The 13,916-nt window shown below is 58.5% G+C and carries 13 protein-coding genes and 1 pseudogene; 6 read left to right on the forward strand and 8 right to left on the reverse strand.

Annotated elements, in window-relative coordinates:
- The 5 genes from N554_RS41555 to N554_RS0128725 all read right to left on the reverse strand — a co-directional run.
- Positions 1–266 (reverse strand): helix-turn-helix domain-containing protein (locus tag N554_RS41555; protein ID WP_029586625.1); only part of this gene is annotated, 266 nt, incomplete at its 3' end.
- A 299-nt stretch (positions 267–565) separates the two neighbouring features.
- Positions 566–1,189 (reverse strand): hypothetical protein, encoded by a 624-nt coding sequence (locus tag N554_RS0128715; protein WP_156042165.1) that lies wholly within the window; start codon positions 1,187–1,189, stop codon positions 566–568.
- A 121-nt stretch (positions 1,190–1,310) separates the two neighbouring features.
- The gene (locus tag N554_RS36570; RefSeq protein ID WP_245283745.1) at positions 1,311–3,413 is read right to left on the reverse strand and encodes an AAA family ATPase; all 2,103 of its coding nucleotides are present in this window, start codon (positions 3,411–3,413) and stop codon (positions 1,311–1,313) included.
- Between the two features lie 281 nt (positions 3,414–3,694).
- Positions 3,695–3,985 carry a hypothetical protein gene (locus N554_RS42395; RefSeq protein WP_245283746.1) on the reverse strand — a complete coding sequence of 97 codons (291 nt, stop codon included), beginning with the start codon at positions 3,983–3,985 and terminating at the stop codon, positions 3,695–3,697.
- Positions 3,986–4,015: 30 nt separating this feature from the next.
- On the reverse strand, positions 4,016–5,284 hold the full coding sequence (locus N554_RS0128725) for a hypothetical protein (RefSeq protein WP_245283747.1): 1,269 nt from the start codon (positions 5,282–5,284) through the stop codon (positions 4,016–4,018).
- Between the two features lie 323 nt (positions 5,285–5,607).
- Here N554_RS0128725 and N554_RS0128730 point away from each other — a divergent pair, with 323 nt between their 5' ends.
- Positions 5,608–6,231, forward strand: a complete 624-nt coding sequence (locus N554_RS0128730; protein WP_029586628.1) for a hypothetical protein — start codon at positions 5,608–5,610, stop codon at positions 6,229–6,231.
- Between the two features lie 1,066 nt (positions 6,232–7,297).
- On the opposite strand, the gene N554_RS0128735 is transcribed toward N554_RS0128730, so the two are convergent.
- On the reverse strand, positions 7,298–7,753 hold the full coding sequence (locus tag N554_RS0128735; RefSeq protein WP_051677765.1) for a hypothetical protein: 456 nt from the start codon (positions 7,751–7,753) through the stop codon (positions 7,298–7,300).
- A 379-nt stretch (positions 7,754–8,132) separates the two neighbouring features.
- On the opposite strand from N554_RS0128735, the gene N554_RS38970 reads away from it, so the two are divergent.
- Positions 8,133–8,648 (forward strand): thermonuclease family protein, encoded by a 516-nt coding sequence (locus N554_RS38970; RefSeq protein WP_081851461.1) that lies wholly within the window; start codon positions 8,133–8,135, stop codon positions 8,646–8,648.
- A gap of 257 nt (positions 8,649–8,905) precedes the next feature.
- Here the strand turns inward: N554_RS38970 and N554_RS41560 are convergent, their stop codons facing one another.
- On the reverse strand, positions 8,906–9,124 hold the full coding sequence (locus tag N554_RS41560) for a hypothetical protein (protein ID WP_029586632.1): 219 nt from the start codon (positions 9,122–9,124) through the stop codon (positions 8,906–8,908).
- Positions 9,125–9,445: 321 nt separating this feature from the next.
- On the opposite strand from N554_RS41560, the gene N554_RS42400 reads away from it, so the two are divergent.
- A complete protein-coding gene (locus N554_RS42400; RefSeq protein ID WP_245283748.1) occupies positions 9,446–10,159 on the forward strand; it encodes a recombinase family protein in 714 nt (237 codons plus the stop codon).
- 368 nt (positions 10,160–10,527) lie between these two features.
- On the opposite strand, the pseudogene N554_RS36575 reads toward N554_RS42400, so the two are convergent.
- Positions 10,528–11,162: pseudogene (locus N554_RS36575) on the reverse strand (tyrosine-type recombinase/integrase).
- Positions 11,163–11,399: 237 nt separating this feature from the next.
- Here N554_RS36575 and N554_RS0128775 point away from each other — a divergent pair.
- From N554_RS0128775 to N554_RS0128780, 3 genes are all read left to right on the forward strand, one after another.
- Positions 11,400–12,761: an NRAMP family divalent metal transporter gene (locus N554_RS0128775; RefSeq protein ID WP_029586635.1), complete on the forward strand. Its 1,362-nt coding sequence runs from the start codon at positions 11,400–11,402 to the stop codon at positions 12,759–12,761.
- 697 nt (positions 12,762–13,458) lie between these two features.
- Positions 13,459–13,683, forward strand: a complete 225-nt coding sequence (locus N554_RS43195) for a BBE domain-containing protein (RefSeq protein WP_197033787.1) — start codon at positions 13,459–13,461, stop codon at positions 13,681–13,683.
- A gap of 25 nt (positions 13,684–13,708) precedes the next feature.
- Positions 13,709–13,916, forward strand: a 208-nt coding sequence (locus tag N554_RS0128780; protein ID WP_029586636.1) for a hypothetical protein, incomplete at its 3' end; no start/stop codon positions are given.

Below are 13,916 nucleotides of genomic sequence, written 5' to 3' on the forward strand. Positions count from 1 at the left end.
CCCAAGTGGCGCGCGATCGACCGCAACGAGCAGCGCATGCTGAGCCATCGAGAGATTTCCTCTCGTTCAGAAAGGCCGAGCGCCTGTTTGGCACGGTGCCGATCCGGAGGACGTATGCCACCGGTTGGCGAGATCACAGAGAAGACCGACGAGGACTCCCGGTCAAATCGGCGTCCGATCGAACTCATCGGCTCGCCGGCCTGCCAGCGATCCCAGATCTCAGACCGCTGAGCGGTCGAGTAATAAATGCGACGTCGCTGTTTCATGCCCACACTCCATCTTTGCTAAAAGATTAGAGTGTTGCGCTGACCAATTGAGCCCGCCAGCCAAATCAGACATCCTCAAGATAACGTTTGTGATGCCAAGAGCTGCGAAGTGCCTAAAAGCCAGGTTAAGCGGACGGCTCATAACGGCTGAGCGCTGGGTCCACTGACGCGTCCACCTTCCTTTAATGCCGCCTGAGATGTTGGGTCTGCCTCGGATTATACTACCGCGCCTTGGAACGAGGGTGGTTAGAATTATCGCGTGCGCCTCGCGTCTAAGAACTGATTGATTCGGAAACTAGTCAGGTTAACTGCCTGATGAGCGCCGCGCCAAATAAGACTATTGCTTCCGACATATCAAAGAACCGGTTTGCTATAGCATCAGATTCCTTCGCTATGTCTTTATCAGCAGGCACCTTGAATATGTGCCGCGTCGCGATCCGCTCGTACACCCTGTCTCCAAGCGCGTAGTGCCAATCAATGATCTTATCGCCGCCAGAAGCCACTTGCACATCATCTGGCCGATCGTCGGCGATTTCGTTCACGGCAGTAGCTGTGCGCTTTGCGTCATAGTGAAACGCGGCACTGTTCCGGAATTCCGCCAGCATCTTGTAGTCGGACGAATCGATGAAGGCGACCGTGTTGTCGTACGCGGCGCGCGCTGCGTCGCTCAGCTTCTCGATATGTCCGATCAGCGCCTCGGTCTTGCGGATGTCGCGGACAATATCCAGCGCTTCAAAAACGTACGCCATCTGCAACTTGGCCAGGAACAGTCGACCGTTTGACCTGCGCCACTTGTGCATCTTTTCTTCATTCGTACACCAGTCCTTCAACAGCACGTTGACCATAGTTGTGTCGTTGATCGCCATCATCAACCTGACGATGATCGAGGCGAAGTCACTCTCTGCAATATCTTTGGTCTTCAACATACGTGTCGTACTACTCATCCGATGTCCCTACTTTGCGCTTGTGCAAAGAAAGCATTACACAAGCAAGAAGCGGCCTGAGACTCGCACCGTTGAGCACCTCAAGCCCAAACGCCTGCTCTCATTCGACGCCGCCTTGTCGATTCTGGATGTCGCCAATCCAGTTCGCCAATGCATCGATCTCACTCTTAATGACCGGAGGTGCAGGTATTCGTGGATTAAGTTCTCCTGGTTGGCTATGCAGCAGCATCGAACATCGGCCAAAGCTTTTGCGCATTTCGGTACAATCGGCTTCGGTCAGTACTGTTAGCTTAATCAGGCCTGTGGTATCGACCTTGCGAGATAGGCGCCGAAGGACTGGACCGACCGTGTCTTCGACAGCGCGCTCCCAAGTAGTGCGAAGCTGGTCCTGGAATGAGGTGACTTCCCGGAGCCACTTCGCTTGGTCGCCGCGCTCATAGTGAATCTTAACGTTGGTCAAATGTGCCCTCATTCCGTCAATGACCTTGGCGAGGGGCATTACGTTGGCGGGCGGATCGTGATGGCAGAAGCCAGCACGATCTGGACCTCGGCTGATCAGTCGATAGGCGACAGGCGTTGCTTCCCGGCCCTTGGCCGCCCGGCAGGCTTCGTCAAGCAGGAGCAGAAAAGCCATGTCGTGTGTGAACACGATAACTTGGCGCGACACGGCAGCCTCCGCTAGCCGAGCCGCTACCTTGTCACGATGTAAATGATCGAGCGAGCAGACTGGATCGTCAAAGACGATCGCTGATTGCGCGTCGATCGTGGAAAGCTCCGCGAGGAATGCGGCTAAAGCAACGCAGCGGTGCTCGCCTTCACTCAAAACCTTGCCGATCGGTTCGCTCGGCTTGTTGATCAGCCGAATCTGAAAAAATGGTACGCCCGTTGTCGTCTTGGCCTGCTGGAGCTCGATCGCCAAGCCGGCGACGCCGAGCTTGTCGACCTCGATCGCGAAACGACTGCGTAGGCGGTTCGTGACGAGCGCCTGGGCGATCCGTGCGCTCTGGGTCGTGATTTTGTTTGTTGTCGTCTCCCTCGTGGCGGTGCGGAGCGCTTCAATCTCTTTCAACCGCTCGATCTGCGCGAACACGTCGGCCTTAACCAGGCCGAGCCATTTTCGGTCGGCCAGGTCGTCTTCCTCGGCAACAAGGGTCGCGCGTTGAGGGGAATCTGCGTCGGCTTTCAGATCGGAAATCCGGCGCGCGATGCCCTCCAGAACTGCCTGCAGGCCATCAAACGATACGGATGTCGTTGGCGGCAGTTCGGTCAAGGCGGGACGGTGGTGATTTCGCAGGAGGGCTCGCAGCCGCCACGTCAGGGTTACGATCTCGCGCCGAAGCGCAGCAGCCAAAGCTTCGTGGCCCAGATCGTCCCGCACGAAAGCTAGGAGCCCCAGCATGTCCGCCATCGGAAAGCGGCCGACGGCAACCGACTCTAGGCTCTGGTCATAGGCTTCTCCGACTGCAGCTTCGCGCCGCTTGCTTTCGTCTTGGACAAAAGCTTCGAAGCTTGCGAGGCGCTTCGCCGCCTCCTCGCTGAGTGGCTGCTGGCAGAGTACGCAATGGGCGTCTGACTCCGTAAGGGGAAAGGGTCGGCCTGGATAAGCGGCCGCGCTCGAATAGGCGCGCGCAGCTTCCCACAATGCCCTCCAGACGTCCGCGCCGACTTCTGGGAGAGGTTCATTGGCGAAGAGGGTGGCTGACGCCACAACGGTGGCCGCGCGAGCAGTCTCAAGTTCACGAAAGGGCTCAGCCAGAAGCGTCTGATTTTTTTCGTCGGAGCACGCCACGAGGCGTTGAAGCCGCTCGACCGCCGCCTTCAGACGTGTCTCCTGGCCCTCGAGCTGACGAATCGTCCGGGCCGGATCGCCTACCAGATCTGACGCCAGCGTTTGCAGCCGGGCCTCCTGAAGCGCGTCCAAACCTGCGAGTCCCTCAACGGCCTCCAGCTTGGTCTGGCCGGAAAGGGCTGCGAGCAGCCTCCCCACCCCTGTGTGAGGCTTGCATTCCGGCTTTGACAGCACCGCTGGCGTCTGCAGCTCCAAGGCTTGGATTTCCGACGTGAGCCGGACCTTCAGATCTTGGCAGGCTTGTGCGAGGCCCGCGAGGATGCGGAGGGGCGAGGGTGTATATGCGAGGTCATTGGTGTTTTCGACATGGACATTCGCCGTGCGGGAATCGAAGACGCTAACGGCCGACAGCATGCTGTCGGCAGCCTCACCCTGGCGCCAGGTGGCGCTGCGCTTCTGCCCTCCGACCAGGAAATCGATGCTGGCCGTCGGCACACCACTGTTAGCGGCGTAGATGTCCGGCAGGATCGTGTCGCCCTTCGGTGAGCGCGCGCGACAGAGTTGTTTCAGGACACGGGCATACCCGGATTTGCCGGCGCCATTGTCCCCATAGATGACCGTGAGGCCCGTTTTCCCGAATGAGAGACGCTCGCCTGGCGCCAAAGCGTTGACATGGGAGAGCCCATGCAGAGCCCCTAGGCTGACATTGGCGTTGCTGGCGCCAGGATCACGGATGTGGCTGGCATCCAACGGCGAAGCGATCTCCTCGCCTTTGCATATGCGGCCAGCGCAGCGATTTCAGTGGTGTCGAGCTTGGGTTGCGAGCAGAGCCGGCGCAGAGCATCACGTTGCCACGCCGGCAGATCGGCCGACCAGTTAAGAACATCGACTAAAGCCGCCGCTTCATTCGAAATCCCAGCGTCTTGATTTTCCATTGCCCCTGGCTCCGTAAAGCGCACCGTTGTTCTGGCCGATGTATCGTTCATTGTTGCGGGCAGTCCGACCGTGGCCGCTGGTCATACATCTCTGACGCGTCCTTGGCCCGAGCCTAACGGCATTATCCAGCCCCCCGCTCGATCGGAACGGGCGCTGTCGTCACTCCCTACGACATCGGCCAACCGCTTGCGAACGGCGTGCGCTTCTCCGTCGATCGCCAAGCTGATCAGATCTCGCTCCACACCGACCAAGACGGGGCGCAAATTGAGCCGCGCCAGTGTATCTTGGTCGGCGGCGGCCACAGTCGAATCCGCCAGCGGCCCCGCCCGGGTGACAATACCGCCCACAAGGCCATCGATCGCGCTACTGCCCGCAACGTCCCGCAGCGGCGTGGAGTTCAGAATCGCTCGGGCGCTGATCAGATCTCGCTGGACTGTGCTCTGGAGGCGGTCCCGAGCGAGTTGCCGTAACGATGTGGCCAATTCCTGATGGCCCAAGGGAGCGATTAGATTCGCGATGTGGTAGCGAAGCAGTCCGACGAACAGAGCAGCCTTGTCGTCGCGTTCAATCGGCTCGCCTTCGTCTACGGGGTCTTGAACCGAAAGGTGCGCGTCGGCCGGGCCCGTCGTCGCGGCGCCCCAGCGCGTCGCGACCGCAATCCGCTTGATAGTGACCTTTTTCCCCTTGGCCGTCACATCGATCCGCTGCGCTTGCGTCCAGGCTCTTGCGAGTGCTTTCGCCGGGCCTCCCGAATCATGGCAGCCTTTGGCTTCCGCCACCGTAAGGGAGGAGAGATCGGCTGCACATGCCAACCAATCCGGCAGGTCACCACGTGCCCTCCGGACGATTTCAACCTGCCGGCGACCGTCGAGCAGCAGCGACCGGCTGCTGAGATGCGCAAAGATCGAAAGGTTGAAATAGTGTTCGAGATAGGCGCGAGCGACAAAGCGGCCGAACAGTCCCGACAACGCCACCTTCACTTCCCGGGCCTGTCCGAGGGGCTCCTTAAATATGAAAGGCGTGCCTTGGCCAGTAGCGGTGAGGAGCGTGTCCAGAATGGACCATGCACCGTAGGCAGCCCCTGGTGTCTGAAGGACCTCCCTTATGCCGGCATCCTCAATCTCAGACACCTCTAGACTGACAGTAGACCCTGCGACAGGGCTTGCGTTAGCGGGGTCGAAACTATGAATAAAGGTTCTCGTCATAATGCGAAAAATGATCGAATACGAATTGTGACGGCTCCTTGCCCGACCGCAATTGTCTCCGTCTGCGCTGCAAATCTCTGTAACAATTTCATCCGAAGGTTCAAAAGCGTTGAGATCACAGGGGCCGTTCGCTTCGCCCACCACGAAAAAATGCTAGTGGGCCTTTTGCTATATCAGTTTGAGGCAATCTTCCATTTGTCTAACAAGACATCGATCTAAGCAACACACTTATCTCCGCCAAAGCTCTATCCATGCGCCATCTCGTGGGGCCATCATGCCGGCAAGTCGGCGCTGGCATCGCGCCATATCGAGGCTCCTATCAACATGCTGGACCGTAAGGACCCGCGATCGTCCTGTATCGTCAGAGGACCCAAGATCCTGAGCCATAAAATGCAGGACATGGGTATTGGCCCATTGCGCTCGCCTCAGGGTTGCGTGACAATCGGTCGGTGTGATCTGGAGGCAAAGTGCGTGATTTAACGATAGCGCTCATCAGTGCGTTGCTCGGAGCTTTCGTCATCTTTTTGACGAAGCTCCCCGTCGCTGAAATTACAAAAGTTATCCTTGCTAATCCGGCGGCTGGTGTTGCTGCTGTTGCGGCAATATTTGCTCTGATTTCTGGCGTGCTGGGTCCCTTCGTCCAGTGGCGGGTTGGCAGACGTCAGGGGTTGGCGAGTCAACTCTCCGCCAAGGCATCAATGTTAGCGGCAGAAATCGCTGGCGCACGCGAAGTTGCAAAACTCCGTATGGCCTGGATGGAAAAACTGCGCGACACCTTGTCGGAATATCACGCCATCCTAATGAGTACCGAAGATGGTGGCGAATTGTTGCCCGACGACACACGAACGCTGTCTCGCCTTGGCACCCAAATAGATCTGCTGCTCAATAGGAAGGACCAACTTCAAAGGCGGCTATGGGAGATAGCAGACAAAATTTACAAGCTCGACACTCAGGCAGAACGACAGGCATTAGATGAAGATCTGGTCCAAGCTGGGCGCGACGTGCTCAAAGCAGAGTGGGAAAAAGTGAAAAGGGAGATGCGCGGCGAAGGTTTCCAAACCGGAGAAACTCAGATTGTCGGAAACGCGTGACCCACATTCTCAACGCACGCGAACGCAAAGCGATTGATAAACTAAGTTTTGAGCATCGCGACTTCCTCATTAAGGGGCAGCTTACGGGCATTGGCACGGCGACGCTTGCTAGTCTCGTTAACCTCGGTCTCGTTGAAACGGGTCCATCACAGCGATACTACGGTGAGATTGGTTGGCGCATCACGCCGGATGGGTGGCGTTGCATGTACGGAAAAACCTACGAGGACATTATGAAGCCCGGTGGAAGCCCAGTGCGCCCATTGCGGACCTGGAGTTGGCCGCCGAGCGATCGATAGCTATGAGCCTCCCTAACTGCGGCGATTTTTTCGCCGAATGCCGCCATTGCAAGGCAGGGCATCCTGCGCAAGGCTCAAAAGGCTAAGCGGGCTTGTAGCTGTCAACCGAGTGTCAACCGAGTGTCAACCGTGTCAACCTTGTCAACCTAACTTTTTTAGACCTGCGGCTACCGAACAGGCGGGGTGCGAATTACCCGCAGTCGTTCTATCCCGCCAGAGGGACCCATCCCTCTCGTTGCGAGTCCGCTTTACCCCTGATGAGCCGACATAGTGACTTGCCGAGCTTCGCTTAACGCCTTGGCCCGCTCGGTCTCAGCCCTCGCGGAGTGCGGGGTAAAGGTGATTGTTCCTACAATTTCCAGTTCGTGAGCTGTGTGGTCCATAGAACAAACACCGCTCTGCTGACCCGGAGTGTTAAGTGCGTTAAGTTTGTTAAGCGAGCGTTTTGGACCTGCGGCTTCCGGAATGCTGAGGTGCGAATTACCCGCAGTCGTTCTATCCCGCCAGAGGGACCCATCCCTCTCGTTGCGAGTCCGCTTTACCCCTGATGAGCCGACATAGTGACTTGCCGAGCTTCGCTTAACGCCTTGGCCCGCTCGGTCTCAGCCCTCGCGGAGTGCGGGGTAAAGGTGATTGTTCCTACAATTTCCAGTTCGTGAGCTGTGTAGTCCATAGAACAAACACCGCTCTGCTGACCCGGAGTGTTAAGTGCGTTAAGTTTGTTAAGCGAGCGTTTTGGACCTGCGGCTTCCGGAATGCTGAGGTGCGAATTACCCGCGGTCGGCTGGATGGCCAGAGGGACCCGCGCCATTGGCAAAGCCGAGAGCCTTGCGTTGCGCACGCCAGTCCGCCGGGATGGGCTTCAACAACGATTGCAGCTCCAGCGTCCTTGGCTGCCGTCCGTCGAGGATGGCCTCGACGATGTCGGGGGCGAGAAGGGTCAAGCGGAGGACGCGGCAGAGGTAGGATTCGTTGATGCCTTCCGCCCGCGAGAGTTCGACGGCCGAGGTGTACTTCCCGGTCTCAATCAGTCTGCGCCACAGATGGGCCTTGGCGAGAGCGTTGATGAGGCTGTTATCGCAGCGGTTAGCGCGGGGTTGCCAGTCAGCGGCGCCCGGCGGAACGACGATCTGCTTCCGGCCTCCGCGCTGCAGGAAGGTGATGGGGATGGAGATGACCAACACGGCATCCTCGACCTTTTTGCTGGGTTTGGCGGACTTGATCATGCGGCCCTGTCCAGGTCGGCGGCCAGGCCCTTCATCTCGGTCACCAGCGTCGTGAAACCGGCGATCAAGAGATGCACATCGATCTTGGTCGGGAATGTGTCTGACACCGTGCCGCTGCTTTCGCAGACGCCATACTTTCGGAAAGGCGATAGGATATCCCTTCAGGGGAGAAAGAATGCGGGGTTCGATGGCACGCTTTCGTCAGAGGCAAAGGAGGTGTTTAAGGAAACCGGCAACCAGGAGGCAAGATACATCCTTAAATTTCCTAAGCCCTGAGCTCGCTTGTCATATTTACTCAGGCCTAAAGTCGCAGCCTGACGCATTGGAACCACGATACAAAACTCGCGCGGATCGATTTGAGTCTTTGGGCGTTAAATTGATGCTTTGGTTAGTTCGAGCGATCTTGGCATTTTCGTTATCTATATTGATTGCGCCTATCCGTGCTGACGACCTAATCGGACAGGCCTCCGTAGTTGACGGCGATACAATTGAAATTCATAGCGCGCGTATTCGCGTATTTGGAATTGATGCGCCTGAATCTGATCAGCTTTGCCGCAATGAAGAGAGCGGCTTGTACCGTTGTGGACAAAAAGCGTCGAATGCGCTCTTTAACTTCATAGGCCGTCGCCCCGTCCAATGCATCGAAGTAGATCGCGATCGGTATAAACGCGTGGTGTCCGTCTGCAACGTTGGCGGGACGGATATTGCTGATTGGCTGGTTCGGAACGGGCTCGCGCTCGATTGGCCTCAATATAGCAAAGGTGGCTACGCCGAAGCTCAGACTGAAGCTAAGCGGCATGAGCGAGGCATGTGGGCCGGTAGCTTCAAAGAGCCGTGGGTTTATCGGGCGTGCAGGCGGTCAGGCAGAAAATTGGAAAGCTGTTCGGACGATTGAGGGGCGCCAGCCGTGTGGGTGTACGACATCGCAAAGCCAAGCATTAGACGCCCAGATAGTACGATTATGTCGCAAAGCTTCTGTTGGGGAGGACGCTGTCCACTTCCGGCATTGGAAGTACAAAGCGGACCTTAGATGACGCCCAATCGAGGATTGTCCACCTTATTGCAGACATCGGCGTTCCATGACAATTGATGCGCTTTTAACGTCGGTTGCTGAAGCGCGCCCAGAACAGGCACGCATTCCAAGGTAGCCGGTCACGAAACTATCTGATGGCCGTTTTTTAAAGCAGAGGCGAGCACTTCGCGAAACCTGGATGATTCTAGAAGTACATCTCCGGCATTGAAGTCAGGATCGAGGCGCCATTGGGCTCCGTCGGCCGGAGGCGGTTTCGGAGTGTGGTCCTTGATGATTAATTGACGGCCGGTCCGCTCGCCGGATTCGCCGAATTCGAAATACCTGACAATGCGGTTCATTTGGTCTAGGGCCACAACTCTGCAAGCCCGTGATAATTTTGCACTGCCTCTAACCCGGGGACTAGCCGGGGGGAGAGCAGGAAGGCCATCAATCCACAACGTGCCCGTTCATTCGGCCAGGAAGGGCGGTGGTGCGCTTCGGAAGACGGTGGGGCCATAACAATATCGGAAGGAACTTCGAGCGTAGGGCCGCCTGTGAGAGCATGTCGCAGAGCGGCGGGAAAAGACTGGATTTGTCTGCGCTGCTGCAACATGAAAAAAGCAATGACATTGCTCTGAATTGCCCTACGACCACACGGCATACGGTGGTATGCCGTTTGTATGGGGCGCGCCGTCGCATATCTTCGAGTTTCCACGCAACAGCAGCAGCGCTCCGGACTCGGCATTGAAGCGCAAAGGGCAGCAATCGAGCGCTTTGCCGCGGCCGAGTCGCTGACCATCATTGAAGAGTATGCCGAGTTCGAGACCGGGAAGGGCGCTGACGCTCTTGATAGGCGCCCGCAACTTGCGGCCGCATTGGCTGCAGCCAGAAAGGCAAAGTGCAGCATCGTTGTTTCCAAGCTGGACCGGCTTTCCCGTGACGTTGCGTTTATCTCGGGCTTAATGGCTCAAAGGGTGCAGCACGACGTCGAGCAAGAGTTTCTGGAGCTCGACGATTTCTGCCCGGACGCCGCGGCGAGTTTCCCACCATCGGTCGGGGTCAAAAGGTGTGTAGCGCGCGGCTTGGACCGTGACGCGCGTCGGATGGCCTTTCATGACTCGGTCGAGCACTCGCCGCGATCGTCGCGAGTGATCCCTAGCGGCCACGAACACAATGGATCGGAGCCGATGCTCGTCGCACCATGGCGCAAGTGCCTGAACTTCACCTTCGGTCGACCCTCCCTCGATTGTGGAGATTCGCACGATATCTGTGACGCCAAGCGACCTCAGTTGGCGAATCTGCTTTGCCCCCTCATCCTCGTAAGGGACGCCCCGGCGGATGAGCTCATGGTCTTCTGCACTCGGAGGGTTCATAAAAACCGCAACTCGCTTTGAGATGCCGCTTTGCACGAGGTCCGCCGCTTCGAGCGCCCCGGCGCCATCGGAATCGAGCGATAGAACGATGATGTCGGCGGACGCGACCGGTTCGTTTACGACGAGCGCCCATCCTGCGGCTCGCAGAACCGGCTCCCGCAGGGAGCGAACGGCAACGATCGCAAACGCGGTCAATGCGGCCATCACTAGGATCGGCGCCCACCAAGGCCGCCGGGAGATCATACCCGGATTCATTGGGTTACTACACGAAAGCGCTATGTGCCCTGCCGGGGAGCATCGGCCATGCCCCGCTAAGATGTCTAGTCCGGTGTTGGCATGAAACCGGCGGTCGGAGGTCGGGCAGAGCATGTCCGCTCTGCCCGGGTATTTCAGACATCAACTTGTTCCGCTATTGCCAAAGCATCGTCTACTTCGATCCCGAGATATCTGACCGTGCTTTCGATCTTGGTGTGGCCAAGCAGAAGCTGAACTGCCCTAAGATTGCCCGTGCGCCGGTAGATTAAGGTGGCCTTGGTTCGTCGTAGTGAATGCGTTCCAAAAAGCCTCGGGTCTAGCCCAACGCTGCCTATCCATTCGGAGACAAGGCGCGCATATTGTCGCGTCGTCATACTGCGTTCGGCACCAAGACGACCAGTGAACAAGAACTCGCCGGGTCTTTTGTTGGCAACTTTCAAATAGTCGTCGACTGCTTGGCGGGTCAGTTCGCTCAATTCAAATCTGACTGGCCGTCCGGTCTTTTTCTGTCGGACCGTTGCGCGGTCCGCCGTGTATCCGCTCGCAGCGACATCTTCGATCTTGATCGCGACCACGTCACGCCACGCAGCTTGCTGTCGATCGCCAAATTGAACATGGCGATGTCCCGAGCGCGGCCTTCGATCTGGAGTTTAGTCCGGATTGACCAGACATGTTTGGGTCGCAGCGGCGGCTTTGCTCCGGTCACCTTGCCCTTATTCCAGGGCACTCGCTTATGGGGCGCGTGAGTCGCATCCAATTGATGCTGCATGGTCACACTCCTCGGTTGCAGAAGGCGAGAAGCATGTGCCGCAGGTTAGGGTTAGGGCATTGGAAGCAGGTCAGGTTCGGGCCATTGCGGACTTCGCATCCGACCTGGCGGCGAGCGACGGGTAGCGATTGACCCAGCGTGCCGCGGCGCGGTTGGATTGCCGCATGGCGCGGCCCGCCAGTTCCCATTGCGGAACCGAACCTTGTCCGGATCGTTGTCGCGGCGGCTGGATCAAATATGGCAAATCGCAAACAGACCAGACGCAAGAACAACGGCAGGCGCCAGCATGCCGGTGGGCCCCCTCCGGCGCCGGAAAAGGACCGGCACCGGCCGTTTCGCTTCCGCGAATTTCTAAAAACGCTCGGGCCGGGATTGATCACCGGCGCATCCGACGACGATCCCTCTGGCATCGGCACCTACAGCCAGGCCGGCGCGCAGCTTGGTTACGGCATCGGCTGGACCATGCTGCTGACGTTTCCGCTGATGGCGGCGATCCAGGAGATTTCCGCGCGGGTCGGACGCGTCACGGGCCACGGCATCGCCGGCAATGTCTGCCGGCATTATTCGATGTGGCTACTCAATGTGGTGGTGGCACTGCTGTTCGTCGCCAACACCATCAACATCGCGGCCGACCTCGGCGCGATGGCGGATGCCACCAAGCTCCTGATCGGCAACCATGGCATTATCTACGTGGTGTTCTTCGGCGTGATCTCTGTCGCGGCGCAGATTTTTCTCGATTACAAGCGCTACGTCTCGGTGCTGAAATGGCTAACGCTCAGCCTGTTCGCCTATGTCGGCGCACTGGCGTTCGCTCATATTTCGTGGGGCGAGGCGCTGGCGGGCGTGTTGATCCCGCGCCTCGACTGGAGCGCCGACTATTTCACCACCATCGTCGCCATTCTCGGCACCACGATCTCGCCCTATCTGTTTTTCTGGCAGGCGTCGCAGGAAGCCGAGGACCAGCGCGTCGATGGCACCAAACGGCCGCTGATCGACAAGCATTACGGCGCGCGGAAGGAATTCAGCCGCATCCGCGCCGACACCATCGTCGGCATGGCCTTTTCCAATTTGATTGCGCTGTCGATCATCATCACCGTGGCGGCGACGCTGCATGCGGCGGGCAAGACCGATATCGGGAGTTCGGCGCAGGCCGCCGAAGCGCTGCGCCCGATCGCCGGGCCGCTCGCGGAAGTGATCTTTGCGCTGGGCATCGTCGGCACCGGATTGTTGGCGATCCCGGTGCTGGCCGGCGCGACCGCTTACGCCGTTGGCGAGGGACGGCAGTGGCCGGTTGGTCTGGCGCGCAAGCCGAAGGAGGCGGCCGCGTTCTACGCCGTGCTGGCGCTATCGGCGGCAATCGGCATCGCGCTGAACTTCACCTCGATCAATCCGATCTCGGCGCTGTACTGGAGCGCCGTCATCAACGGCGCGCTCGCAGTGCCCGTCATGGTGCTGCTGATGGTGATGTCGCGTCGCAGGGACGTGATGGGCCGCTTTGTGATCCGCGGTCCGCTGTACTGGCTCGGCTGGCTCTCCACCGCCGCGATCCTGTTGAGCGTGCTCGCGATGGGCGTGGGGTTTGTTCTGGGGAAGGGTTAGCCCACGCACGACCCTGAGCGGACGTCTGCCTGCCACTGTACGACCGGGACTGAATTCAAAGGCGCCAAGCCTTCCGATCTGCCGGTCGAGCAGCCGACTAAGTTCGAGCTAGTGACAATATGAAAACTGCCAAAGCGCTCGGCCTTACCATGCCGCTCTCTTTACTCGCCAGCGCCGACGAGGTGATCGAATGATGTCGGCTTCTGGCACCTTTGAGACGTGCCAACAGGCGCTGGGAACGTCCGTTTATCGGGTTAGATCGGAAGTGACCGGCCGATGGCCAAAGCGGCGCGATTGACCATAAACAGACAAAGGCCCGAACTATCCCTTGAAGGTTTCATGTGAACTTCCTCAGCCCTTGGCACAAACTGCACTCAGGTCATCACGACTGAGAGATATCGCGTTACAACGCGACAAATGTCACCGATAGTTGAAGGTTCTGTCCGAAAAAGACAATCGGTGGGAAGCACTGCAACCTAGAATGCTGTTGGGTCCGGCTTTGCAGGATCGATGCTCTTGGCACCGCTGCGAGTGCATCTGCAAGTCTTACCGGGGGTCATGCAAGAGGTCTCTGACGATGTCTGACAATCTCAATCTGAATGATCGTCCATCGACGAGTGCGACCGGTGCCAGGGAAGCGTTCCCCCGCAGAGACGCTTGCGTCCAACGAACGAGTATCTCACGGATGTTTCCGACAATGAAGCGGACTACTGTCTCATGCGATGCACTTTGCCCGCGGGAGCGGTGGTGCCGATGCATAGTCACGCCGACCGAGAGACGTTTTACGTGGTGTCAACTTTCTTGGACCGCATGCCGAAGACCAAATGCTCAAGCTTACGGCGACAACATCACGAGACTTCAGGCCGTGAAGCGTCGTTTCGACCCGGAAGGCCTCTTCTCGGCGACGCCTCTTCCCACCTGAGCACCTGTTCGATCCGGAGTGACCCATGCTCGATGCCGAAGCCCGCACGCTGCTCGACGTAATGGACAAGGCCGTCCAGGAGGGAAGGCCCAAGCCCAATACGCTGCCCTACACGGTAGGCCGTGCCGCCGTCGACAAGATGTTGGAGGACAGCGAGGCCGACCCGCCGGAGGTTGCCGCGGTCGAGGAAGGTGGCTTTGCCGGACCGGCTGGCAAGATCGGCTATCGGCGCT

The sequence above is a fragment of the Bradyrhizobium sp. URHD0069 genome (assembly GCF_000701345.1).
Taxonomy (GTDB): domain Bacteria; phylum Pseudomonadota; class Alphaproteobacteria; order Rhizobiales; family Xanthobacteraceae; genus Bradyrhizobium.

What these genes read in the sequence shown, in the direction of transcription:
- N554_RS0128775 (WP_029586635.1), top strand. Translation starts at nt 11,400, where the DNA reads ATGGCAAATCGCAAACAGACCAGACGCAAGAACAACGGCAGGCGCCAG.
- N554_RS42395 (WP_245283746.1), bottom strand. Translation starts at nt 3,985, where the DNA reads ATGAACGATACATCGGCCAGAACAACGGTGCGCTTTACGGAGCCAGGG.
- N554_RS36570 (WP_245283745.1), bottom strand. Translation starts at nt 3,413, where the DNA reads ATGCTGTCGGCCGTTAGCGTCTTCGATTCCCGCACGGCGAATGTCCAT.
- N554_RS42400 (WP_245283748.1), top strand. Translation starts at nt 9,446, where the DNA reads ATGGGGCGCGCCGTCGCATATCTTCGAGTTTCCACGCAACAGCAGCAG.
- N554_RS41560 (WP_029586632.1), bottom strand. Translation starts at nt 9,124, where the DNA reads ATGAACCGCATTGTCAGGTATTTCGAATTCGGCGAATCCGGCGAGCGG.
- N554_RS38970 (WP_081851461.1), top strand. Translation starts at nt 8,133, where the DNA reads ATGCTTTGGTTAGTTCGAGCGATCTTGGCATTTTCGTTATCTATATTG.
- N554_RS43195 (WP_197033787.1), top strand. Translation starts at nt 13,459, where the DNA reads ATGAAGCGGACTACTGTCTCATGCGATGCACTTTGCCCGCGGGAGCGG.
- N554_RS0128735 (WP_051677765.1), bottom strand. Translation starts at nt 7,753, where the DNA reads ATGATCAAGTCCGCCAAACCCAGCAAAAAGGTCGAGGATGCCGTGTTG.